Raw genomic sequence first — 22,662 nt, forward strand, 5'->3', positions numbered from 1 at the left:
TATAGTCCAGGAGGACATACAGTGGCAAAGGAGAAGTTCGAGCGTACGAAGCCGCATGTGAACATCGGCACCATCGGACACGTCGACCACGGCAAGACCACCACCACCGCAGCGATCACCAAGGTTCTGGCTGACCAGTACCCTGAGGAGAACCAGGCATTCGCGTTCGACATGATCGACAAGGCTCCTGAGGAGAAGGAGCGCGGTATTACCATTAACATCTCCCACGTGGAGTACTCCACCCCGAAGCGTCACTACGCACACGTTGACGCCCCGGGCCACGCCGACTACATCAAGAACATGATTACCGGCGCAGCTCAGATGGACGGCGCTATCTTGGTTGTTGCTGCAACCGATGGCCCGATGCCACAGACCCGCGAGCACGTTTTGCTTGCTCGCCAGGTTGGCGTTCCTTACATCCTCGTTGCACTGAACAAGTGCGACATGGTTGACGATGAGGAAATCATCGAGCTCGTGGAGATGGAAATCTCCGAGCTGCTCGCAGAGCAGGACTACGATGAGGAAGCTCCTATCGTTCACATCTCCGCTCTGAAGGCACTCGAGGGTGACGAGAAGTGGGTGCAGTCCATCGTTGACCTGATGGAGGCCTGCGACAACTCCATCCCTGATCCGGAGCGCGCTACCGATCAGCCGTTCTTGATGCCTATCGAGGACATCTTCACCATTACCGGCCGCGGTACCGTTGTTACCGGCCGTGTTGAGCGTGGTCGTCTGAACGTCAACGAGGACGTTGAGATCATCGGTATCCAGGAGAAGTCCCAGAACACCACCGTTACCGGTATCGAGATGTTCCGCAAGATGATGGACTACACCGAGGCTGGCGACAACTGTGGTCTGCTTCTGCGTGGTACCAAGCGCGAAGACGTTGAGCGTGGCCAGGTTGTTATCAAGCCGGGCGCTTACACCCCTCACACCAAGTTCGAGGGTTCCGTCTACGTCCTGAAGAAGGACGAGGGCGGCCGCCACACCCCGTTCATGAACAACTACCGTCCTCAGTTCTACTTCCGCACCACCGACGTTACCGGTGTTGTGAACCTGCCTGAGGGCACCGAGATGGTTATGCCTGGCGACAACGTTGAGATGTCTGTTGAGCTCATCCAGCCTGTTGCTATGGACGAGGGCCTGCGCTTCGCTATCCGCGAGGGCTCCCGCACCGTCGGCGCTGGCCGCGTTACCAAGGTTCTTGACTAATCGAGGCTTCGTAACCGCTCAGTAGAGCTTTAAGAGTCCGCTGCACCGCATGCCGGTGTGGCGGACTTTTTTGATTCCTACACGCCTTGAATTGGAAAGGTCTTCGTCCACCGGCCGCCGGTGCATTAGCGGCTGTCTGCTGCACTCCGTGGTAACTGTAGAGCCAGCCGGAGGCATAGGATCGCTGTTGGAGGCCTGAAGGCAGCGATATGGTTATGCCAGGGTAGAGGCTATCTCAGAGGTTCCTAGGCGCTTGGGCCAACGGCTTGGCTGGCCCCCTTCGGCAGGAGGCGCTTAAGGATGGTTCTAAGGGTATTCCGGGGTCGTGGGGCCCTTAAGCTGGCGTACGGACTGCGCTAACGCCTAATGGTCCGGCGGCGCGATGCTGTCCCGCTCGCACGCACGGAGGAGCGAGGCTATTGCCTTTGAGTTGGGCCTGGATTGGGATACCGGGGCCAAACACACTCAGAGACGAAGGAAGGCCTCCCACACCTGCTAGCAGGTGGTGGAAGGCCTTTACTCGTTAAGGGAGGTAGGTACTACTTCTCCCAGCCGATGTTTTCCTTAGGGATGACGGCGAAGCCGAGGGCACCCATGTTGGCGAGGCCCTTCTTCTGGCCGACCATCACTGGACCGTTGGCGTATGGAAGCAGTCCGTACTCAGCGAAGGCCTCGGACTCAAGCTCGTTGATGCGCTCGATCTGCTCCTCGCGGGTTGGCAGCTTCTGCATTTCCTCGATCTTCTTATCGAATTCCTCGCTACCGGTCGAGGACTTGTTGAGGGTAGAGTCGCTAGCGTAAGTCTGGCCGAAGTATGCTGGGCCGAATGGGTCACTTGCAGCGAAGCCGGAGAGCAGGAGGTCGAAGTCGCGCTCGCTGGTGATTTTGGAGAAGTCAGAGCTTGGGCGCTCCTCAATCTTCAGCTCAATGCCCGCGTCCTTCAGCATCTTTTGGACGGCGGCAGCGGTGGACTTGGAGACCTCGTCATCGCCGATAAGCACGTAGCGTAGGGAGAGCTTGTCGCCGTCCTTGGCGTAGTAGCCGTCATCGCCCTCAGAGTAGCCGGCGTCTTCCAGTAGGCTCTTTGCCTCTTCAACGTCGTACTCGAGAACCTCAGAGAGGTTGTCCTTGTAGTCTTCCTGGGTTGGGTAGAGGGTCAGGGATCCCGGCATTTCCTCTTCATAGCCAAGCCCGTTGTAGCGGATTTCTGCGAGCTGGTCGCGGTCGATGGCTGCAAATACTGCGTGGCGAACATCCTTATCAGCCAGCTGTGGGGCCTTGGAGTTCAAGGTGAACAGGACGCTGGCCGGGCGGGTAGCTGCACGGACATCGATGGAATCGCCCATATCTGCGGCGATGGTGAGGTTATTCTTACTTCCCACACCGGCCGCGTCGATTTCGCCGGCCTGGAAAGCGTTGATGGTTGCCTGGGACTCCATCACGCGGTAGCTGACCTTGTCCAGCTTCGGCTCATCGCCCACCACTTTTCGTTAGGTACGAAGGACACGGTGCCGCCGCGGAAGTCGGCGTTGTCAACCTTGAATGGGCCCGCGCCGTACTGTGGGTTGAGCTTGCCCAAGTACTCTTGGTCAAACTTCTCGGCGGTATCGATTGCTGGGTGCAGGATGTCGTTGAAAAGTCCCTGCCACCATGGGTATGGACCCTCGAAGGTGACCACGGCTTCCTTGTCATTCTCGCCCTTCTCCACGGATTCGATGAGCTCGTAACCGTCGGTGGAGTTGACCTGGACGTCCATGTCCTTGCCGTTGTTGAAGCGCCAGGTGTTCTCGAAAGCGGTCCAGTCAATGGGGGTGCCATCGTTGAAGGTTGCGTCATCATTGATGTCGTAGGTTACGACGGTCTTATCGCCCTCAGTGGACTCGTCTACCGAATCCAGGTACGCGGGGTTTGGGGTGTAGTGACCCTCACCGTCATAAAGCGCCATCTGCGGGTTGTACCAGCTCCACACGGTGCCGGTATCCACGGTCATGTTGGCGTGGAAGTTGTTTTGCTGCTCAGTTAGCTCGCCGAGGGCGAGGGTGAGCTCACCGCCATCCTTAATCTCATCGCGTTCTTTTTCGTTGTAGTCACCGGTGGGCTTGACGTCGATCTCGAGACCGCCAACTGCCTTATTGGAGGAACCGTCGCCGTTGCCACCGTCAGAGCCCGAGCAGGCGGTGAGTGCGAGTGCCGTGGCGGAGAGAGTGGCAACCGTTGCTATGCGGAAGCGACCGAACTTTTTCATGGGGATTACTCCTTGCGTGAGATGAAGACGAAGTTGGCATAGACGGCCGATTAGGTGACCATCTGCTGCAACTATGTGAAATACTTTACAATATTTATATTTGTGTCCGCAATCACTTTATGGAAAGAGTGCGGGGGTCTGGGAGCTAGGCCCGGGATTTTTCCCTGCGTGCGCGGGCAACCTTGGGATCTGGATTCGGGATGGCATCCAGAAGCTTCTTGGTGTAGTCGTCTTGGGGGTTATCGAAAATCTCATCCGTTGAACCGGACTCAACAAACTTGCCCTTGTACATGACCGCAACGCGGTCCGAAAGGTGGCGCACTACGGAAAGGTCGTGGGCAACGAAGAGATAGGACAGGCCCAGCTTTCGCTTCAGGTCCTCGAGCAGGTTAATGACGCCCGCCTGGATGGATACGTCCAAAGCGGAGACGGGCTCATCGAGCACGAGCACCGAAGGGCGCGTGGCCAGGGCGCGGGCCAGACCGATGCGCTGGCGTTGGCCGCCGGAGAAGTGGCTAGGGAAGCGGTCCAGCTGCGAAGAGTCGAGGCCGACTAGGCCCATGAGTTCGTTCACGCGGGCATCGACATCGCCGTCGTAGCCAAGCGAGTTGAGCGGTTCCGCGATGACCTCGCGCACGGTCAGGCGGGGGTTGAGTGAGCTCATCGGGTCTTGGAAGACGATCTGGATGTCTTTGCGGGCCTCGCGGCGCTCGGAGCCGCTCATGCCATTGGCGTCCTTGCCATTGAGGACCACGGCACCGTTTTCTGGGTCCAAGTCCATGATCTCCAGCAGGGTGGTGGTCTTACCGCAGCCGGACTCGCCGACGATGGCCAGGCACTCGCCTTCGCGGATATCGAAGGTGATGCCGTCCACGGCCTTGACGGTGCCCACCTTGCGCTTAATCAACGCGCCCTTGGTAAGCGGGAACTGCTTGCGCAGGTCATTTACGGCGAGGGTGGTCTTGCGATCCTCGCGGGGAACGTCGGCCAAGACGTCATCGGAAAGCAGCGGTGGCTTGAACATCAGCTCACCGTCGATCTTGCGGTCGTGGATCTCCGGAGCGCGCAGGCAGGCGCTGCGGTGGGAGGTGGATTCGTCCTTGAGCGGAATCAGCTCCGGCTCGCCGGAAAGGCAAGCCTCTTGCGCGACGGGGCAGCGCGGGGCGAATTGGCAACGATCCTTTAGATCCACCAAGACCGGCGGGTTGCCCTCGATGGGGGTGAGGGGCTCCGAGGCCGAGGCATCGGGGCGCGGGGTGGAACCAAGCAGGCCCACGGTATAGGGCATGCGCGGGTTGGAGAAGATGGTATCGACATCGCCGTGTTCTACCGGCTGGCCGGCGTACATGACCATGACGTCATCGGCGGTTTCTGCCACCACACCCATATCGTGGGTGATCATGATGGTGGCGGCGCCGGTTTCGCGCTGGGCCAGCCGGATGACGTCCAGGATCTGGGCCTGGATGGTGACGTCGAGGGCCGTCGTCGGCTCATCGGCAATGAGTACGCGCGGGTTATTCGCAATCGCAATGGCGATGACCACGCGCTGGCGCATACCGCCGGAAAACTCGTGCGGGAAGGACTTCAGGCGCAGGTGGGGCTCGGGGATGCCCACCAGATCTAAGAGCTCGGTGGCTTGCTTCAGGGCTTCTTTCTTGCCGATGTCCTGGTGTGCCTGGATTGCCTCCACCAGCTGCGAACCAATATCGAAGACTGGAGTCAGCGCGGAGAGCGGATCCTGGAAGATCATGCCGATGCCATCGCCTCGGATACCGGACATTTCCTTATCAGAAAGCCCAAGGAGCTCGCGGCCATCGAATTTCACGGAGCCTTCTACCTTGGCGTATTCCGGCAGCAGGCCCATGATGGACATGGAGGTTACGGACTTACCGGAGCCGGATTCGCCGACGATGCCCAGGGTGCGGCCGGGGTGCAGGTCAAAGCTGACACCGCGCACTGCAGAGACGGTTCCAGCTTCAGAGGGGAAGCTGACGCGTAAGTCATTGACGGACAAGATAGGCGAAGTCATAGTTTACCTCCGGAATTGGAGTTGGGATCGAGTGCGTCGCGCAGACCATCGCCAATAAATGCCATGGAGACGGTCAGCAGCGTCAAGGTAGCGGCGGGGAAGTAGAACTGCCATGGGGCGGATTGCAGGGAGGCGGTGCCGCCCTGCAGCAAGGTACCGAGGGAGACATCGGGAAGCTTTACACCCAAGCCCAAGAAGGACAGTGCGGTCTCAGAGCCCACGGTGCCCACAACGCCGAAGACGAACTGGATGATAAGCAGCGAACCAATATTGGGAATGACGTGGCGGATGATGGTGCGCATCTTGGATACGCCCATGTAGCTTGCGGCGCGGACATAGTCCTGCTCGCGGACGGTAAGGGCCAAGGACCAAATCACACGGGCCTGGTACATCCAGCCGAAGGCGATAAGGACGACCATCAAAAGCTTCCAGTCACCGCCGGAGTCTGCCACCACGAGGGCGATGAGCAGGAAGGTCGGGATGGACAGCAGGAAGTGGATAACGGCGAGGACGGCCTTTTCCGCGATTCCGCCCCACAGGGCTGCGGCACAGCCGATGAATGCGGAGATGACCAACGTGGCAAAGGACACCACGATGGCAATGGTCAGGGACCTGCCTAGACCGTGGATGGTTTGGGCATAAAGGTCATTACCGGAATCGTTGGTACCGAACCAGTGCTCGGAGCTCGGTGGCTCAGACAGGGCGAGGAAGTCCGGTTCCGTGTAGTCCCACTGGGCAAAGAAATTGCCAAAAAGGGCGGCGAAGATGAGAAAACCCAAGATGAAAACGCCGACGGTAGCCAGCTTGTTGCGGAAGAAGCGGCGGACGTACAGCTTGTACCGGGAAGTACCGCGGGGAACCTCCGGCAGCGTGGCCATGCGCTCGGCCTCCTCATTGCTTAAAGGATCCTCGGAGACGACCTCGGTGCGCGTAGAAACCTCGCCACGGGGCTGTTTCTTGGACATCTTTGGTTCTTTGGGATTTGTCATTTAGCTCACCCTTACTCGTGGATCCAAGGCGACAACAACGAGGTCTGCCAGGACGGCGGACACGGCCGTCATCGCGGCACCGAATGCCGCGACGGCTACCGCGCCATTGATGTCGTTCTTACTGATGGTCTGGATGAAGTACTGGCCCATACCGTTCCAGCCGAAGATACGCTCCGTCATCACGGCACCGGTGAAAATGCCGGGCACGGAGAAGGCGACGGACGTTGCCACCGGAATAATGGAGGTGCGCAGCGCGTGCTTGCGGATGGCCTGCTGGCGGGTAAGCCCCTTTGCGCGTGCGGTGCGGACATAATCCACATCGAGGTTATCGAGCAACAGCGTGCGCTGGGTCATGTGGTAGCTGGCGTAGCTGATGATCACCAGGGAAATCGTGGGCAAGACGAGGTGCTGCGCGGAGTCCAGGAGCTTGGGGAAGAATCCCTCGACCCCCAGGGACTTGGAACCGACGACGTAGAAGATCTTCTTGCCGGTCAAATCGTTGATCTCCAGGGCGGCCCAGACGACGGCGATCGAGGCGACAACCACGTGGGTGTTCATCGCAATGATCGAAATTCCCTGCCACACGCGGTCACCGGTCTTGTACTGGCGGGAGGTGGTGTACACACCAACGGCCACACCGATGACGATGGAGAGGATGGTGGCCAGCAACAGCAGCTGTGCGGATACCCAGATGCGGTAGCTGATCTCTTCGTTAACCATCTCACCGACCGGAGATTGTCCCCAGTCCCACCTCGTGAGGATATTGGTCAGCCGGGTCCACCAACGCTCTAAGAGCGGGGTTTCTGGGCTGAGGTTATAAGGCTCGAGGAGGTTATTGATTTCCTCATCTGAAAGTGGTGGACGGCGCTCGGTGTAGTTTGAACGCGGGTCCAAAAACGAGGCCGCCAAGAAATAAGCCAAGTTAGTGGCTAAAAAGATCATGAGTAACCAGCCCAAGATCTTTTTGATCAACTACTTTGTCATTGGGAAATTCTCCGTGCGCGGTTAAGCAGGAAACAGTGCGAACAAATATGAAGCCAACGATGGAGTCGTTGTATGTGACCAATCTAATAAGATATAAGCGAGCGCACAATTCATGTAGTTCCGTGATGTACATCGCCAATCAAACGACAGGTATTTTTTCAGTGTAGACGCTTAGGGTCTTAAAAAGAAAAATGGGATTCAGCTGCAGATTTAAAAACCTGAATTGTTCAACAGTTATAAGGAACGCTTACCTGAAAATAAGGGAAAACGGGGGTAACCAATCAGCCAAGGCGGGCTGCTGCCCGTGGCTGTAATAGGGCGGAATGGCTCGGTAGGCTAGACCCTTATGGAAGATCCCACTCGCATTGACCCGACCTTGGCGGCGCTGCGCAACGCATGGGAGGGCCAGCCCGATCTGAGCCTGCCGACGCTCTTTGCCTTATTGGCCAACCGGGGCATCGGCTGGGGCGTGAGCGACGCGGACTTGGTGACCGAACTTGAACGGCAGGCCGAGGTCCACCCGCCCCTACTGCCCCTTGAGGGCGGCCGCGTGGGCACTGGTGTGTGGCTCGTGCTTAGCGATGCCCCCACCTCCCGCATCACCGCCGATACCTCCCGCATCATTGTGCGCCGCCCGAATGCTCAGCCGGTGGTGTGGGAATACAGCGCCATTAGGCCAACGGGGCCCGGGCGGCCCTTTGTGGTTACGGATACTGAGGGCTTTGAACACCGGCTTGGGATCGTCTCCAGCATCATGCGCCTGGATGAACCGCTGCCGGAACTTAGCGGCCTGAGCCGCTACGAGTTGGGTGACTTTGTCTATGTCCTCCGCTTGGAGGACGCGATTGCAGTTCTAGACCACGGATTGCATCTCTTTCATAAGGAGAATCGGCGGGTGGTGGCCCGCGATTATGCGTGGAAAAGGATAGAAAAATGCCGCCCCGGCGAGGAGCTGGAAGTACTCCTCGAGGGCGGCGATTATGCGCGATTGGGCAGGGTGGTTGAGGTCCTTATTGCAGAGACCCCAAACCCCTTATTCAGCTAAATCCTTCATAGGTTTGACCTTGGTGAAGTGCAGCTTATAACTGGTATCCAGGTCAGCGTCGGGGAAAGCCTCCCGGAAGTCGCGTTCATTGGTCTCCACAGCATCAGTCAGTCTCTCCAGCGGGGTATCTGGGTTAGCAACCACCGTGTACTGCAGCGTTGGGCGGGCGCGGTCGTATGCAACCAAGCGGTCTACGCGTTCCACTCCATCGAGCGAGTCCAGATCCTTGGCCACCGCGGTGGCGATGGCGTTCATGGATGCAGAGATTGCTCCTTGTTCATTGGAGGCTGCGGATTCCACATTATTAAAGCGGCGGTGACGAAGGTTCACGACGATGAGCCACAAGCCAATGATGAGCAGCAGGGCAGAGGCGCCAGCCAAGACCCACACCCACCAATTATTATCGCCCAAAGTGCGCCACGTATCGTGGTCTACCCACTCGGCCAAGTACTCAGCAAATTCCACATTGAAGTTAATGAGGATCGGCCATACACCTAGCGCGATGAGGATGATTCCAAGCAAGCCGAGGAGGATTCGGTCAAAGGTAGCAAGCTTTTTAGACATGATTATCCATCTCCGGAATCTTCTCTACGGCTACGGTGACCTTGGGTGGGTCTGCAAGGACCTCTAAAGCGCGGGTGACAGCCTTTTCCACTCGCCCAGGCAAATCGGCGTCTTGCTCATCGCCATTAACGGTGACCTTCGCGCTCTTGGTATCCGCCGAAGTCTGCGCGGAAGCAACTCCCGGAACACGGCGTGCTGCAGCAGAGCTCAATCGCGCGACATCGACTGGCCGCATCCACATGGAAGCGGACTCGGAAGCGACCTGGGTGTGGGTATTGCGACGGGTCTTTACCGCAGCGAATACAAAGATGAGACCAACCACGATGGAAGCCACGCCAGCCCAGATCATCCACGTCTCTAATTGCTCGGTGGCAATAAGATCAAGGACCGGCTGAACCCACGATTGGGCATTGGCATCTGCTCCGACAAGCCAGGTTTCGCGGACACCCACAATGCCAATGGCAAGCAGAACGAAACCCAGAATTACGGTCCACGTGCGCACTGCAGGAGACGCCTTGGGCCGCTGCCCGAAATGCTCAGGCAAATTCATTTCAGCCATTATTGCCTCCTTGCTCGTGGTACGGGGTAATGGAAATGGCACGCAGCGGCTCAGGTCGTGGCGCATAGACGTGCAACGGGCGCTGGCTAGCTGGCGATACCTCAATGCGCTTTAGCGGTTCCTGACGCGGGGTCTGAACCTTGCGCAGTGACGCGGGCCTAACGGTCCGCACGCGTTGCTCGCTTCGGGAGTTGTCGATCTCGATCTTGCGCAGCGGCTGCGGGCGCGGTGGCTGCACCTTGCGCAGGGGAGCCGGGCGGGCAATGCGAACGCGCTTTTTCTGTTCTGAATTGTCGATCTCGATTTTGCGCAAAGGCTGCGGACGGGGAACAGAGACCTTTGCCTTTTTGACAAAGGGGCGTACCTGTCCGCTCGGAAGCAACCTGCCAGGGCGCGGAGCGCGAACGCTGCGTACCTGCTCTGGGCGTGGTTCGACGATGCGACGCGGTTCGTGATCTTCTGGAGCGCTAATTTCTAGCAGCTGGTGGTCTGGAAGAGCAGCGGAAATGCTGCGCACCGATGCTTCTCGCGGCGTATCGACGGAGCGCACTGGCGTGTCACCAGAGGGTGTCGATACTCCGCGAACAGCAACTTCCTTTCCAGAAGAAATTTCGCGGATTTCCGCCTCTTGCGGGGTGTCGACGTTGCGAACCGTTGCTTCTTCCGGAGTCTCGATGCTTCGCACTTCGACCGAGTCCTGAGTAACGGGTTGGGTCACGGTAGAAGGACTGACCTCCGGGGTAAAAGCTGAAGCGGCAGGACGCTGCGCAAGCTGTTCTGCGGTAACCCGGGTATCCGGAACCGATTCACCGACGGTGACATTAACGCGGGTGGTGGAATAGCCGGTATGGGCAGCAATAGCCTCTGAAATGGCGGCACGCGTACTTTCCGCGACTGCGGTAACCGGAGACGGCCACACCACAGCGATGGTCGCGCTCACGGCAGCGACTTCACGCTCTGGATCCATCTGTACCGAAACCCGTGGATAACCGCGTCCGCCAATGCCAGCAAGCTTGGCATCTAAATCTTTTGTGCCAGGCACGCTAGCAATTGCGGCGGTCACGATTCGTTCCATGGTCCGCAGCGAGAAACGCGTGTGGCCCTTAGTGGAACCTTCTGACATTAGCCTTGGCCTTTCTCCTTGCCAATGAGGCCATTCCACACAGCGGTGAGGTCGATGCGGCCATCAAAGTGGGAGCCCAAGAGGCCACCGATGGCAGCAAGCAGCACGGCCAGCAGCATCCAACCCCAACCTAAGTACAAAAAGAAGGCAAGTAGCAGGCCGATAACAATGCCCAATGTGGTGTAATTTTTCATATCTAATCCTTCGAGGGAGCAGCGGATAAGCCATCTACGGCATCAGAAAACTCAACGTCGACGCGATCTAGTTCCGTACATGCCTTGCGGGCGGTCGAGCGGATTTCTTCCGCCAGACGGTACAGATCAGGTTGCGCACTGATATCAACGCGAACGTTGATTTGCAGGTGGCGATCGTCGCGGGGATCGGGCCGGCGCATGCCGGAAACCCTTTCGCCCGGGAAGAGTAGGTTCACCGAGCCGTAGCGTCCGCCGTCAAGGCCCGCGACACCGTTGAGCTTTTGCACCGCTTCCGCAATTGCGTGAGCGTGGCTTACCTCGAGCTCAAATTGTGCTCGGGGTTCAGGCATTGTTCTTATGCCTGGCCCTGGTTCAGTGCAGCCTGCTCTTCAGACTCGGAGTCTTCCTTCGGCAGCTTGACGTTGTGAACGACAACGTCAACGCGCTCTACGGTCAGGCCGGTCATGCGCTCGACAGCATTCATGATGTTGCGGCGGATTGCCTCAGCCAGCTCGTGGATAGCAACACCGTACTCAGCGGTGATGGCGATCTCGATCTTTGCGGAGCCGTTTTCTACCTCTACGTCAACACCCTGGCGTACGTCCTCGGATGCACCGAAGGACTCGCGGATGGTGCCCATCATGCGAGCGCCGCCGCCACCGAGGGAGTCAACGCCGGAAACTTCGCGGGCTGCAATGCCAGCGATCTTGGAAACAACGACGTCATCAATGGTGGTGGTGCCGTACTGAGTCTCCAGGTTGTTGTTTACCTCGCGCTCTTCAGAAGCGGCAACGTTGTTCTCAGAGTGCTTTGCAGGAGTGTTGTTCTCAGACATGGTCTTTAAGGCCTTTCCTTAAAAATTGACTTGCATGGTCGCAATATGAAATTGAAGGACCAAGAACCAACGGTTCAAAATCCTTCCTTGAGCGTACCTACCGCCCAAGCAGACGTGGGGTCTAGGACAACAATATTTACCAAAACGTGATTATTGGCACTATTGCCGGAGTGGTTTGAAAAACACCAGCCCATCGTGCTTAAATACTTAGGTTGCTTTAACAGGGCAGCGCGAACCGATAATGGGCCGTCTTAAACACGGTGCATATCGGGGAGACGCTGAGCTGGTAAAGCGAACATGACACCTTCGTTGTCACCGTGGCTCAGGGGTTTCCTGAAACACAGACTGGAAGGTCATCCGATCGGGCTAGGTCCGCGCTAGAGCAGAGACACCCCGAGACGATGGACCGGAGAAGGGGCATGGCAAATAAACAGCGGCAGTTAGCGAATAGGACACTCTCCACGTGTAATGCGTGAAAACCGTCCTCTTCACAATACTTTGACTACGGGTCTTGTACCCCGTCAGGAGCACTGCAGACTGGCATTTGCCATGTGCTGTATCTCTTGGTTGTCATGGCAGTCAGACCACTGGCGTTGTGTCAGGCCCCAGGCCCGGACAACGTTATAGAGAAATCGAGAAGCAATTTCCCACCGCTTCACGCCCCGGAAACGCCGGGAATGTGAAAGTGGGGAAGCGAGGAAGAGGATAAGCGTGGCGGGACAAAAGATCCGCATTCGGCTGAAGGCCTATGACCACGAGGCAATCGACGCTTCTGCAAAGAAGATCGTCGAGACCGTTACCCGTACGGGTGCTCGTGTAGTTGGCCCAGTGCCGCTCCCAACCGAGAAGAACGTGTACGCAGTTATTCGTTCTCCGCACAAGTACAAGGACTCTCGCGAGCACTTCGAGATGCGCACGCACAAGCGCCTGATCGATATTCTCGACCCGACCCCGAAGACCGTTGATGCTTTGATGCGCATCGATCTTCCGGCAAGCGTCGACGTGAACATCCAGTAAGCGACTTTGGTGGAGAACTAATAATGAGTGAAAACGAGATCAAGGGCATTCTGGGCAAGAAGCTCGGCATGACCCAGGTCTTCGACGATGAGAACCGCGTTGTTCCGGTTACCGTCGTTGAAGCAGGGCCATGCGTTGTCACCCAGATTCGCACCCCCGAAACCGATGGTTACAGTGCCATCCAGATCGCCTTTGGCGAGATTGACCCACGCAAGGCAAACAAGCCTGAGTCTGGTCACTTCAAGAAGGCTGGCGTAACCCCGCGTCGTCACGTTGCAGAAATCCGCATGGACGACACCTCCGCATACGAGGTTGGCCAAGAGGTCAAGGTAGACATCTTCGAAGGCATCACCTTCGTTGACGTCACCGGCCAGACCAAGGGCCACGGCTACGCTGGTGCTATGAAGCGCCACGGCTTCCAGGGTCAGGGCGCAGCTCACGGTAACCAGGCCGCTCACCGCCGCGTTGGTGGTATCGGTGGCGCTGCTACCCCGGGCCGCGTCTTCAAGGGCAAGCGCATGGCTGGCCGCATGGGCCACGACCGCGTGACAACCCAAAACCTGAAGATTCAGAAAGTCGATGTCGAGTCCAACCTGCTGCTCATCAAGGGTGCTATCCCTGGTGCGCGCGGCGGCCTCGTCACCGTTAAGACCGCAGTGAAGGGCGGTGCACACGCATGAGCAACCTCAAGCTAGACGTCCACACCTCTGAAGGTAAGACCAATGGCTCCGTGGACCTGCCGGCTGAAATCTTTGACACCGAGGCATCCGTTGCTTTGATGCACCAGGTTGTCAACGCACAGCTTGCTGCTGCTCGTCAGGGCACCCACGCCACCAAGACTCGCGGCGCTGTCCGTGGTGGTGGCCGCAAGCCTTTCCGCCAGAAGGGCACCGGTCGTGCGCGCCAGGGTTCCATCCGTGCGCCGCACTACACCGGCGGTGGCACCGTCCACGGCCCGCAGCCACGTAGCTACGCACAGCGCACCCCTAAGAAGATGATCAAGGCTGCTCTCTTCGGTGCGTTGTCTGACCGTGCTCGCAACGAGCGCATCCATGTCATCGAAGAGTTGGTTCCAGGCCAGAAGCCGTCCACCAAGGCGGCCAAGGCTTTCCTCGAGTCCCTGACCGAGCGCGACAACGTGCTGCTGGTTATCGGCCGCGAGGATATCAACGCCCGTCGTAGCGCTAATAACCTGCCGAACGTTCAGATCCTGGACGCCGGTCAGCTCAACACCTACGACGTTCTCTACTCCGATGACGTTGTGTTCTCCGTTGAGGCGCTACACACCTTCATCACTCGCGCTACCGGCGCGGATAAGGAGGAGAACTAATGGCTAAGATTTCTAACCCGCGCGATGTCATCATCGCCCCGGTTGTATCTGAGAAGTCCTACGGTCTGATGGAGCAGAACGTTTACACGTTCTTCGTCTCCCCAGACTCCAACAAGTCCCAGATTAAAGATGCCGTCGAGCAGATCTTTGACGTGAAGGTCGACTCCGTGAATACCGTAAACCGTGCAGGTAAGCGCAAGCGCACCCGCACCGGCTTCGGTCAGCGTAAGTCCACCAAGCGCGCATACGTGACGCTCCGTGAAGGCAGCGACTCCATCGACGTCTTCGGCGCAGGCGCTTAAGCGCCACCGGAGAGCCGAAAGGAAAAGGAAGAATTATGGCTATTCGTAAGTACAAGCCGACAACTCCGGGTCGCCGCGCATCCTCCGTATCTGAGTTTGACGAGATCACTCGTTCGACTCCGGAGAAGTCCCTGCTGCGCCCGCTGAGCAAAACCGGTGGTCGTAATAACTACGGCCGCATCACCACCCGCCACATCGGCGGTGGCCACAAGCGCCGTTACCGTCTGATCGACTTCCGTCGTAACGACAAGGACGGCATTCCGGCAAAGGTCGCTCACATTGAGTACGACCCGAACCGCACCGCAAACATTGCATTGCTGCACTACGTAGATGGCGAGAAGCGCTACATCATTGCGCCGAAGGGCCTGAAGCAGGGTGCCGTTGTCGAGTCCGGCCCGAACGCAGATATCAAGGTGGGCAATAACCTGCCGCTGCGCAACATCCCGACCGGTTCGACCATCCACGCTGTTGAGCTCAAGCCTGGCGCTGGCGCTAAGCTGGCTCGCTCTGCTGGTGCTTCCATCCAGCTGCTGGGTAAGGAAGGCAAGTACGCAGTTCTGCGTATGCCGTCTTCTGAAATCCGCCGCGTGGACATCCGTTGCCGCGCAACGGTTGGTGAAGTTGGCAACGCCGAGCAGATGAACATCCGCTGGGGCAAGGCCGGCCGCATGCGTTGGAAGGGCGTTCGCCCGACCGTCCGTGGTGTCGTTATGAACCCGGTTGACCACCCACACGGTGGTGGTGAGGGTAAGACCTCCGGTGGTCGCCACCCAGTGTCCCCATGGGGTCACAAGGAGGGTCGCACCCGCAACCCGAACCGTTACTCCAACAACATGATCGTGCGCCGTCGTCGCCCGAACAAGAAGCGCTAAGAGGAGGTAAACAATGCCACGCAGCCTTAAGAAAGGCCCGTTCGTCGATGAGCACCTCCTCAACAAGGTGGATGCTCAAAACGATGCAGGCACCAAGCAGGTCATCAAGACCTGGTCTCGCCGCTCGACCATTCTCCCCGATTTCATCGGACACACCTTCGCCGTCCACGACGGCCGCAAGCATGTGCCGGTCTTCATCGAGGACTCCATGGTCGGCCACAAGTTGGGCGAGTTTGCACCAACCAAGACCTTTAAGGGTCACGTCAAGGATGACAAGAAGGGACGTCGATAAGCGATGAGTGAGACCATCACCTCCGCATCCGCCACGGCCCGCTACGTCCGCGTTACCCCGATGAAGGCACGTCGTGTGCTCGATCTGGTCCGCGGCAAGTCCGTAAGCGAAGCTTTGGCAATCCTGAAGTACGCACCGCAGGGTGCTTCCAAGCCAGTTGCAAAGGTCGTTGCTTCCGCAGCCGCTAACGCTGAGAACAACTTCGGCCTCGACCCACGCACCCTGGTCATCTCTGAGGCATACGCCAACGAGGGACCGACCATGCGTCGTTTCCAGCCGCGTGCACAGGGTCGTGCATTCATGATTCGTAAGCGCACCAGCCACATCACCGTGGTTGTCGAAAGCCAGCAGGAAGGGGCCAAGTAATGGGCCAGAAGATCCATCCTCACGGCCTACGTTTGGGCATCACCTCCGACTGGAAGACCCACTGGTTCGCGGATAAGGACTACGCGAACTACGTAGCCGAAGACATCAAGATTCGTAACTACCTCAACAAGGGCCTCGAGCGCGCCGGCATCGCCGACATTGTTATCGAGCGCACCCGTGACCGCGTACGCGTGGACATTCACACCGCCCGCCCGGGCATCGTGATTGGCCGCCGTGGTGCTGAGGCTGACCGCATCCGTCGCGAGCTGGAAAAGCTCACCGGCAAGATGGTTGCCCTCAACATCCTCGAGGTCAAGCAGGTAGACGCAAACGCAACCCTCGTTGCTCACTCCATTGCGGAGCAGCTGGTTAACCGCGTCGCATTCCGTCGTGCAATGCGCAAGGCTATCCAGTCCGCTATGCGCCAGCCACAGGTTAAGGGCATCAAGATCCTGCTGTCCGGCCGCCTGGGCGGTGCAGAAATGTCCCGCGTCGAGCGCTACCACGAGGGCCGCGTTCCGCTGCACACTCTTCGCGCCGAGATCGACTACGGCACCGCAGAGGCCCACACCACCTTCGGCCGCATCGGCATCAAGGTGTGGATCTACAAGGGTGACGTCGTCGGTGGCGTACGCGAGTCCGAACTGAACGCTCCGGCACAGGGCCGTGGCCGTGGTGACCGCAACGGTCGCTCCCGCCGCGGTGGCCAGCGCCGCCAGCGTGCACAGCAGAAGCAGGAGGGCTAATCCATGCTGATTCCTAAGCGTGTTAAGTACCGCCGTCAGCACCGCCCGAGCCGTCGTGGCGTGTCCAAGGGCGGAAACCGCATTAACTTCGGCGATTACGCAATCCAGGCACTGGAGCCTGCGTACATCACCAACCGTCAGATTGAGGCCGCACGTATTGCCATCAACCGCCACGTTAAGCGTGGTGGCAAGGTGTGGATCAACATCTTCCCGGACCGTCCGTTGACCCAGAAGCCGCTCGGTGTTCGTATGGGTTCTGGTAAGGGCCCGGTTGAGAAGTGGGTGGCTAACGTGAAGCCTGGCCGCGTACTTTTCGAGATGAGCTACCCAACTGAGGCTGTTGCAATCGAGGCTCTGCGCCGCGCTGGCCAGAAGCTTCCTTGCAAGGTCCGCATCATCAAGAAGGAGGACCAGTTCTAATGGCAACCGGTACCCCCGCCCACGAGTTCCGTGAGCTCGACAACGCAGAGCTGGAAACCCGTCTGAAGGATGCGAAGGAAGAACTGTTCAACCTTCGTTTCCAGAAGGCCACCGGCCAGCTGACCAACAACCGCCGCATCGGCACGGTTAAGCGCGACATTGCCCGCATCTACACCGTTCTGCGCGAGCGCGAGCTGGGCCTGTCTGTCGCTCCGGGAGCTGAGGCTTAATCATGAGTGAGGCTAACGTGACTGAATCCAAGAAGGGACCAACTCCGAAGAAGGAGAAGGTCAAGGGTGCTCCTAAGGTCCGCACCGGCTACGTCGTCTCGGACAAGATGTCCAAGACCATCGTCGTCGAGATCGAAGACCGCAAGCAGCACGCTCTGTACGGCAAGATCATGCGCTCTAACAAGAAGGTTAAGGCGCACGATGAGGAAGAAACCGCAGGCGTAGGCGATCTCGTACGTATCGCTGAGACCCGCCCGCTGTCCAAGGACAAGCACTTCCGTCTCGTAAAGATCATCGAGAAGGCTAAGTAAAACCTAGCCAGCGCAGCCCCTGTACCGGACCATATGGTTCGATACAGGGGCCTTTCGCTGTTTTAGAGCTCTTAAGGCCGGGCCCTTCCGTAGAACCAGTAGGGCACCCAGGTGACGTCGTCGGAAGAAAGGCCCCAATCTCTCACCACGAGGCCCCGGACCTTCTTCGCCAAGTCCCCCTCGCCGGAGACCCACACGTATCCTGGCGTCGGCGCACCGGCATAATCTGCTTTCAGCGTGGCAACGACAGAATCCGCCTCCTTGTGCGGCTCGGTGCGAAGGACGCGCATGCTGCGCACGCGGGACTCCCACCTGTCCGTAAGCCCGGGCTCTACCTCGTCATCGCTGGTGACCACCGCTACAACGTCGGTGGAACCGAGCTTCGCTGGGTCATGTTCCTCTTGGTAGGAAAGGATGTGCCGAAGGGCAGGCAGGGCGGAGGCATCGGCGACCAATAGCTGCGCAGCCTCGGTAGGCCGCCACATCTCGTTGCAGGTAAAGAACCCCGCTGTATCGCCGGGTTGCGCGCGCAGAATCCATCGCGAGCCGGGGCCGGAATCGCCGTGGGTGACCACATCGACATCGATAGTGGCCTCCTCGGGGTGGAGCGCGCGGATGGTGTACCAGCGCAGGTCCGGCCGCGTCTCCTCGTCTATAGCGGCGACGGCGGCTCGGAGGTTAACGCCGTCGACGGGGAAGGGCGTAAATTCCTGCCCGGTTTGGGGCATGACAAGGCCAAAGAATTCATCGGGGCCGGCAAGGTCATACGTCCGGAACGCCTCGGCATGAAACGTCAGGCGGTGCAGGCGCGGCCGGATCAGTTCATTCGCGGTCAGGGTAACGGGAATCAGTTGGTGTTCAGTCATCGGGGACGATTGTAGGGAACAGCTCATGCATTCAACATACTCGTTCGAAGCTAAGCCTTGCCTAATCCTTTGATTGGGGTCTAGGATCAGCAACGTCAATTTCTTCCTTTTTGAAAGGGCCAGCTTCATGAAGATTTTCGGACGCCGCACCATGGGCGTTGTGGCACTGCTGTCAGCCGGAGCCGTCGCATTAGCCGGTTGCTCGCGTGGTGAGGGCGATGAAAGCACGCAGTCCACCGACGCCGCCAGCGAAGAGCGCGTGGCTAGCCTGGGCCTGGGGGATGCCGATACGCTGCTCGCCCTAGGCATTACTCCCGTGACGGTGGCGCCGTGGGGCGCTGAGGGCGATGGCGATCCTTCCGGCGTTGGCCCGTGGTCAAAGAAGCTGCTTGGCGATGCCAAGCCTGAGGTCATCTACAACACCGCAACTGGTTTCACCGCGGATACCTTCGAGCAGATTACCGCTGCTGATCCCACCAAGATTATTGCTGTGAACCAGGCAGTAGATGCGCGCACGAAGGAATCCCTGGAGGATATCGCGCCGACCACCGTCAAGCCGGATGGCTATGAAGACTGGCAGGTTCCCTGGGAGGACCAAGTTGAGGCCATCGCGGATGCCGTGGATAAGGAAGACGAAGGCGATAAACTTATCAAGGACACCGAGAACGCCTTCGAGGAATTCCGCCGCGAGCACACCGAGTTGCAGGGCAAGTCCGCAGCCATCGTCATGCCTTATGACGGCAAGATTGGCCTGTACACCGATGAGGATGGGCGCGGCCAGTTCATCGAGGATCTTGGCATGGAAATCCCCGATGAGTTGAAGGGCGATGGCAGCAGCTTCTTCGTTGACATTGCCCCGGAAAACTACGCAAAGCTGAACCAGGTTGATCACCTCTTTGTCCTGGACTACAACGGCTCTGCCGATGTCTTGAAGAAGGATAAGACCTTCCAGGGCCTCGATGTAGTCAAGGATAAGCGTGTGCGCTACCTGGACACGGATACTGGCAACGCCATGAGCATGCCGAACCCAGTGACCATCCCTTGGGCAATAGATAAGTTTGAAGAGAAGCTGTAATTGTCAGCAACCACGCAGGACGGCCAGACTATCCAGACGGGTTCCACAGCGCAAAACCCCACAGCCACACCGGTGATGGAGCGGGGAAAGGGTCGCACGACGTTCCTTGTCGCCCTCATCCTCGCCAGCCTCGCGCTGGCGGTGGCGTCCTTGGCGCTGGGTTCCCGTTCCATTCCACCCGATGAGGTCATCGCCGCGCTGCGCAGGGCAGGCGAGCAGGATATCCGCGATATCGTGTGGAACCTGCGCATGCCGCGCACCTTCTTGGCCTATTTCGCCGGCGCGGCCCTTGCCGTCGCCGGTGTCTTGGCGCAATCGTGGACCAGGAACCCGCTGGCGGACCCGGGCTTTATCGGTATTACCGCGGGCGCGTCGTTCTTCGTTGCCCTAGGCACGGCCATTGGCATCGCTACCACCACCGGCATGCGGACCACCCTCGCGCTCGTTGGCGCGGGCATTACCACGCTGCTGGTTCTGGCCGTCTCGCGGCGGTTCCAGGACCCACTGACGCTCATTCTCGTCGGCGCCGGCGTCTCCGCCGCCTTGGGATCGGGCGCGGCGATCATCGGCCTGTATTCCACGGACGTGCTCGATAGCATGCGGCGCTGGACCATCGGCTCGACCTTCGGGCGCGGTCCAGAAGACGTCGCCATCGCGGGCATTGGCCTCCTCATCGGCCTAGCGTGCGCGACAATGGCGGCCAGGCCGCTTGATCTTTTGGCGATGGGGGAGGAGTCCTCGCTCGCCTTGGGCGGATCCCCGACCACCGCGCGGGTGGGCGCGGCGCTAAGCGTCGTGGTGCTAGCCGGCAGCGCGACGGCGGCAACAGGTCCCATCGCCTTCGTTGGCTTCGCCATTCCCCACATCGTGCGGCGGGTGGTCGGCCCCAGCGTTGCCACGATGATCCTGCCCTCCGCGCTTTTGGGCGGTTGCGCCGTGCTCGCCGCGGATATCATCGGCCGGCTCATCGTGGGTAATTCGGAGCTAGAAATGTCCATCGTGCTTGCCATAGTGGGCGCGCCCTTCCTCATTTGGGGCGCCCACCGCGGCGTGGGCAGAGCGTGGGGCGATAACGCATGACAACAATAAGCAGTACCCTGCAAGCGCAGCAGCGTCGCAGGCACGTCCGCGTGCTCGCCGCCACGCTGGTATTTGCCCTTATCGCCCTCGCCGCGTACCTGGTGTTACTGGGGCAAGGGCCTTTGGACCTAAGCCCGCGGCAGGTCTTCGATGTGCTCACCGGCGGCGGCAGCGAGAGCCACATCAGGGTGGTGTGGGACCTGCGCCTGCCGGTCGCCATCGCCACCGTCATCGTCGGCGCCGCCCTCGGCGTGGCCGGCTCATGGACGCAGACCATGGCCCGCAATCCACTGGCATCGCCGGATATCCTGGGCGTGACCGGCGGCGCATCGGTGCTGGTGGTGCTGGGCACCGTGCATTCGCGCCCCGGTTTCGCGGACGGCATCCCGGACTTTTGGTGGCGGGCATGCTTGGCGATGATCGGCGCCTTCCTCGTTGTCATCCTCCTCGCCGTCCTGGGTGGCATCGGCACGAGCAACCGCATCGTCATCGTCGGCATTGCCTTATCACTGATGTTTCAGGCCGTCGTGGCGTATTTGATGCGCAGCGCGCAGATCCAGCGCGCAGCGGAGGCGCAAACGTGGCTGACGGGCTCGACCGGGTTCGTGCGCATGGAGGTCATCGTGCCTCTACTCGTGGCATTAGCGCCGTTTCTTGCCATAGGCATCTGGTGCGCGCGGGAGCTGCCGCTGCTTGCCCACGATGATTCCTCTGCCATCACCCTGGGCGTAAATATCTCCCGCCAGCGCGCCTTGCTGCTCATCGCGGCAACCGGGATCTGCGCCGTGGTGGTCTCGGTGGTGGGGCCCATTGGGTTTATCGCCCTGCTGGCCCCGCACCTGGCGCGGATGGCGGCGCGCACGCCCACGCCATCGCCGGTGGCATCGGCAGCCGCAGGTGCGGCGCTGTTGACCGTGTGCGCCGTTATCGCCGGCGCGATTCCAGTCAACGCCCCGGTGGGCGCGGTCTCCTCGGTCATCGGCGGCTGCGCTCTGGTGGTCTTGGTGTGGAATGCGGCCCGGCGCAGCTAATCGCTGTGGCGCGCCACAGCGCGGATTGGGCAAACGAGCCACCCAAAAAGTGCTACACACTCGTACGTGGATGAAGGAAAAGATATGACGGATAATCAGCCCACGCGCTCGAAGCGCCGGTGCAGCCTCCAAGCCACCGGCATCCATGCGGGATATAAGGACGGTGAGGATATTCTCGCCGGCGTCGACCTGCATGCACGCGCCGGTGAGGTCACCACGCTCATCGGGCCCAACGGCTGCGGCAAGTCCACGCTGCTCAAAACGCTGTCTAAAATCCTGGCCCCGCGGCAGGGCAGCGTCATGGTCGGGGAAGCTGACCTGCATGCGATGAATGCGAAGGAAGCCGCGCAGCAGGTGGCGCTGCTGCCACAGCACCCTGTAGCACCCGATGGATTGCGGGTAGGCGAGTTGGTTGCGCGCGGGCGCCACCCCTATCAGGGCAGGATGCGCGGCCTTTCTCCAACGGACCGGGAGATCATCGCCCAGGCCTGCGAAGCCACGGAGATTGTGGACTTCCTCGATCGCGATATCGCTTCGCTGTCGGGCGGGCAGCGCCAGCGCGTCTGGCTGGCACTCGCGCTTGCGCAAGATACGCCGGTGCTGCTTCTCGATGAACCCACGACCTTCCTCGACCCCGCCCATGCCATGAGCATGCTGGAGCTGGCTCGCGCACAGGCGCGCGCCGGCAAAACGGTGGTTGTGGTCCTGCACGATCTCATGCTGGCGGGCCACTACTCCGATTCCATGGTGGTGATGAAGGCCGGCGATATCATCGCGCGCGGGGCGCCGAAACAAGCGCTGGCTCCGAAGGTATTGGCGCAGGCCTATGGTATCGAGGCGGAGGCCTGGGACGACCCGCTTGGCGATGCCCCCATTATCGTCCCTCGCCGCGTCCTCCCCAGCGACAGCTAAGCGCTGCCCGCGCTAAGCGCCAGGAGCGTTTGG

General features: G+C 59.6%; 27 protein-coding genes and 1 pseudogene. 17 read left to right on the top strand and 11 right to left on the bottom strand.

Annotated elements, in window-relative coordinates:
• The first annotated feature begins 21 nt into the window (after window positions 1-21).
• Window positions 22-1,212, top strand: a complete 1,191-nt coding sequence (tuf, locus tag ACLI1Q_RS01915) for an elongation factor Tu (RefSeq protein WP_023025170.1) — start codon at window positions 22-24, stop codon at window positions 1,210-1,212.
• A 539-nt stretch (window positions 1,213-1,751) separates the two neighbouring features.
• Here the strand turns inward: tuf and ACLI1Q_RS01920 are convergent.
• From ACLI1Q_RS01920 to ACLI1Q_RS01935, 4 genes and pseudogenes are all read right to left on the bottom strand, one after another.
• A pseudogene (locus tag ACLI1Q_RS01920) lies at window positions 1,752-3,457 on the bottom strand (ABC transporter family substrate-binding protein).
• Window positions 3,458-3,602: 145 nt separating this feature from the next.
• Window positions 3,603-5,486: an ABC transporter ATP-binding protein gene (locus ACLI1Q_RS01925; protein WP_239269120.1), complete on the bottom strand. Its 1,884-nt coding sequence runs from the start codon at window positions 5,484-5,486 to the stop codon at window positions 3,603-3,605.
• Window positions 5,483-6,475 carry an ABC transporter permease gene (locus ACLI1Q_RS01930; RefSeq protein WP_023016732.1) on the bottom strand — a complete coding sequence of 331 codons (993 nt, stop codon included), beginning with the start codon at window positions 6,473-6,475 and terminating at the stop codon, window positions 5,483-5,485. The genes ACLI1Q_RS01925 and ACLI1Q_RS01930 overlap by 4 nt, the downstream gene beginning before the upstream one ends.
• On the bottom strand, window positions 6,476-7,417 hold the full coding sequence (locus ACLI1Q_RS01935) for an ABC transporter permease (protein ID WP_239269132.1): 942 nt from the start codon (window positions 7,415-7,417) through the stop codon (window positions 6,476-6,478).
• Window positions 7,418-7,805: 388 nt separating this feature from the next.
• On the opposite strand from ACLI1Q_RS01935, the gene ACLI1Q_RS01940 reads away from it, so the two are divergent.
• Window positions 7,806-8,504 (top strand): hypothetical protein, encoded by a 699-nt coding sequence (locus ACLI1Q_RS01940; protein ID WP_239269119.1) that lies wholly within the window; start codon window positions 7,806-7,808, stop codon window positions 8,502-8,504.
• Here ACLI1Q_RS01940 and amaP read toward each other — a convergent pair.
• Genes amaP through ACLI1Q_RS01970 form a run of 6 tightly spaced genes read right to left on the bottom strand, consistent with a single transcriptional unit; the run spans window position 8,493 to window position 11,779 of the window.
• Window positions 8,493-9,068 (bottom strand): alkaline shock response membrane anchor protein AmaP, encoded by a 576-nt coding sequence (gene amaP / locus ACLI1Q_RS01945; protein ID WP_239269118.1) that lies wholly within the window; start codon window positions 9,066-9,068, stop codon window positions 8,493-8,495. The two genes, ACLI1Q_RS01940 and amaP, sit on opposite strands and share 12 nt — an antisense overlap.
• The gene (locus ACLI1Q_RS01950; RefSeq protein ID WP_023025174.1) at window positions 9,061-9,627 is read right to left on the bottom strand and encodes a DUF6286 domain-containing protein; all 567 of its coding nucleotides are present in this window, start codon (window positions 9,625-9,627) and stop codon (window positions 9,061-9,063) included. Before ACLI1Q_RS01950 ends, amaP begins: the two co-directional genes overlap by 8 nt.
• Entirely contained in the window at window positions 9,620-10,750 is a 1,131-nt protein-coding gene (locus ACLI1Q_RS01955; RefSeq protein ID WP_239269117.1) for an Asp23/Gls24 family envelope stress response protein, read from the bottom strand. Before ACLI1Q_RS01955 ends, ACLI1Q_RS01950 begins: the two co-directional genes overlap by 8 nt.
• The gene (locus ACLI1Q_RS01960) at window positions 10,750-10,944 is read right to left on the bottom strand and encodes a hypothetical protein (protein WP_239269116.1); all 195 of its coding nucleotides are present in this window, start codon (window positions 10,942-10,944) and stop codon (window positions 10,750-10,752) included. The genes ACLI1Q_RS01955 and ACLI1Q_RS01960 overlap by 1 nt, the downstream gene beginning before the upstream one ends.
• Window positions 10,945-10,946: 2 nt before the next feature.
• A complete protein-coding gene (locus ACLI1Q_RS01965; protein WP_005276897.1) occupies window positions 10,947-11,294 on the bottom strand; it encodes a hypothetical protein in 348 nt (115 codons plus the stop codon).
• Between the two features lie 5 nt (window positions 11,295-11,299).
• On the bottom strand, window positions 11,300-11,779 hold the full coding sequence (locus tag ACLI1Q_RS01970; protein ID WP_005276899.1) for an Asp23/Gls24 family envelope stress response protein: 480 nt from the start codon (window positions 11,777-11,779) through the stop codon (window positions 11,300-11,302).
• Between the two features lie 711 nt (window positions 11,780-12,490).
• On the opposite strand from ACLI1Q_RS01970, the gene rpsJ reads away from it, so the two are divergent.
• From rpsJ to rpsQ, 11 genes are read left to right on the top strand one after another with little or no spacing between them, the layout of a single operon-like run.
• Window positions 12,491-12,796 carry a 30S ribosomal protein S10 gene (gene rpsJ, locus ACLI1Q_RS01975; protein WP_003848085.1) on the top strand — a complete coding sequence of 102 codons (306 nt, stop codon included), beginning with the start codon at window positions 12,491-12,493 and terminating at the stop codon, window positions 12,794-12,796.
• Between the two features lie 23 nt (window positions 12,797-12,819).
• The gene (gene rplC, locus ACLI1Q_RS01980; RefSeq protein WP_005276932.1) at window positions 12,820-13,476 is read left to right on the top strand and encodes a 50S ribosomal protein L3; all 657 of its coding nucleotides are present in this window, start codon (window positions 12,820-12,822) and stop codon (window positions 13,474-13,476) included.
• A complete protein-coding gene (gene rplD, locus ACLI1Q_RS01985; RefSeq protein ID WP_239269115.1) occupies window positions 13,473-14,126 on the top strand; it encodes a 50S ribosomal protein L4 in 654 nt (217 codons plus the stop codon). The genes rplC and rplD overlap by 4 nt, the downstream gene beginning before the upstream one ends.
• On the top strand, window positions 14,126-14,428 hold the full coding sequence (gene rplW / locus ACLI1Q_RS01990; RefSeq protein ID WP_005276934.1) for a 50S ribosomal protein L23: 303 nt from the start codon (window positions 14,126-14,128) through the stop codon (window positions 14,426-14,428). The genes rplD and rplW overlap by 1 nt, the downstream gene beginning before the upstream one ends.
• Before the next feature lie 35 nt (window positions 14,429-14,463).
• Window positions 14,464-15,300: a 50S ribosomal protein L2 gene (rplB, locus tag ACLI1Q_RS01995; protein ID WP_005276935.1), complete on the top strand. Its 837-nt coding sequence runs from the start codon at window positions 14,464-14,466 to the stop codon at window positions 15,298-15,300.
• A gap of 13 nt (window positions 15,301-15,313) precedes the next feature.
• Window positions 15,314-15,592: a 30S ribosomal protein S19 gene (gene rpsS, locus ACLI1Q_RS02000; protein ID WP_005276936.1), complete on the top strand. Its 279-nt coding sequence runs from the start codon at window positions 15,314-15,316 to the stop codon at window positions 15,590-15,592.
• 3 nt (window positions 15,593-15,595) lie between these two features.
• Window positions 15,596-15,958, top strand: a complete 363-nt coding sequence (gene rplV, locus ACLI1Q_RS02005; RefSeq protein WP_005276938.1) for a 50S ribosomal protein L22 — start codon at window positions 15,596-15,598, stop codon at window positions 15,956-15,958.
• Window positions 15,958-16,704: a 30S ribosomal protein S3 gene (gene rpsC, locus ACLI1Q_RS02010; protein ID WP_005276941.1), complete on the top strand. Its 747-nt coding sequence runs from the start codon at window positions 15,958-15,960 to the stop codon at window positions 16,702-16,704. The genes rplV and rpsC overlap by 1 nt, the downstream gene beginning before the upstream one ends.
• 3 nt (window positions 16,705-16,707) lie before the next feature.
• The gene (gene rplP, locus ACLI1Q_RS02015) at window positions 16,708-17,124 is read left to right on the top strand and encodes a 50S ribosomal protein L16 (RefSeq protein ID WP_005276943.1); all 417 of its coding nucleotides are present in this window, start codon (window positions 16,708-16,710) and stop codon (window positions 17,122-17,124) included.
• Entirely contained in the window at window positions 17,124-17,354 is a 231-nt protein-coding gene (gene rpmC / locus ACLI1Q_RS02020) for a 50S ribosomal protein L29 (protein WP_005276944.1), read from the top strand. Before rplP ends, rpmC begins: the two co-directional genes overlap by 1 nt.
• A 2-nt stretch (window positions 17,355-17,356) precedes the next feature.
• The gene (rpsQ, locus tag ACLI1Q_RS02025) at window positions 17,357-17,665 is read left to right on the top strand and encodes a 30S ribosomal protein S17 (protein WP_239269114.1); all 309 of its coding nucleotides are present in this window, start codon (window positions 17,357-17,359) and stop codon (window positions 17,663-17,665) included.
• A gap of 71 nt (window positions 17,666-17,736) precedes the next feature.
• Here the strand turns inward: rpsQ and ACLI1Q_RS02030 are convergent, their stop codons facing one another.
• Entirely contained in the window at window positions 17,737-18,531 is a 795-nt protein-coding gene (locus ACLI1Q_RS02030; RefSeq protein WP_239275509.1) for a siderophore-interacting protein, read from the bottom strand.
• A 127-nt stretch (window positions 18,532-18,658) separates the two neighbouring features.
• Between ACLI1Q_RS02030 and ACLI1Q_RS02035 the strand changes: the two genes are divergently transcribed.
• The 4 genes from ACLI1Q_RS02035 to ACLI1Q_RS02050 all read left to right on the top strand — a co-directional run bounded on the left by ACLI1Q_RS02035 (window position 18,659) and on the right by ACLI1Q_RS02050 (window position 22,629).
• Window positions 18,659-19,606, top strand: a complete 948-nt coding sequence (locus ACLI1Q_RS02035; protein WP_239275511.1) for an ABC transporter substrate-binding protein — start codon at window positions 18,659-18,661, stop codon at window positions 19,604-19,606.
• The gene (locus ACLI1Q_RS02040) at window positions 19,607-20,686 is read left to right on the top strand and encodes an iron ABC transporter permease (RefSeq protein ID WP_349819804.1); all 1,080 of its coding nucleotides are present in this window, start codon (window positions 19,607-19,609) and stop codon (window positions 20,684-20,686) included.
• Window positions 20,683-21,717 (top strand): FecCD family ABC transporter permease, encoded by a 1,035-nt coding sequence (locus ACLI1Q_RS02045; protein WP_411697045.1) that lies wholly within the window; start codon window positions 20,683-20,685, stop codon window positions 21,715-21,717. Before ACLI1Q_RS02040 ends, ACLI1Q_RS02045 begins: the two co-directional genes overlap by 4 nt.
• Before the next feature lie 84 nt (window positions 21,718-21,801).
• Complete coding sequence (locus ACLI1Q_RS02050) at window positions 21,802-22,629, top strand: ABC transporter ATP-binding protein (RefSeq protein WP_284849572.1); 828 nt, start codon at window positions 21,802-21,804, stop codon at window positions 22,627-22,629.
• Window positions 22,630-22,662: the final 33 nt, after the last annotated feature.

It is taken from the genome of Corynebacterium limaceinasi, assembly GCF_046717465.1.
GTDB lineage: Bacteria > Actinomycetota > Actinomycetes > Mycobacteriales > Mycobacteriaceae > Corynebacterium.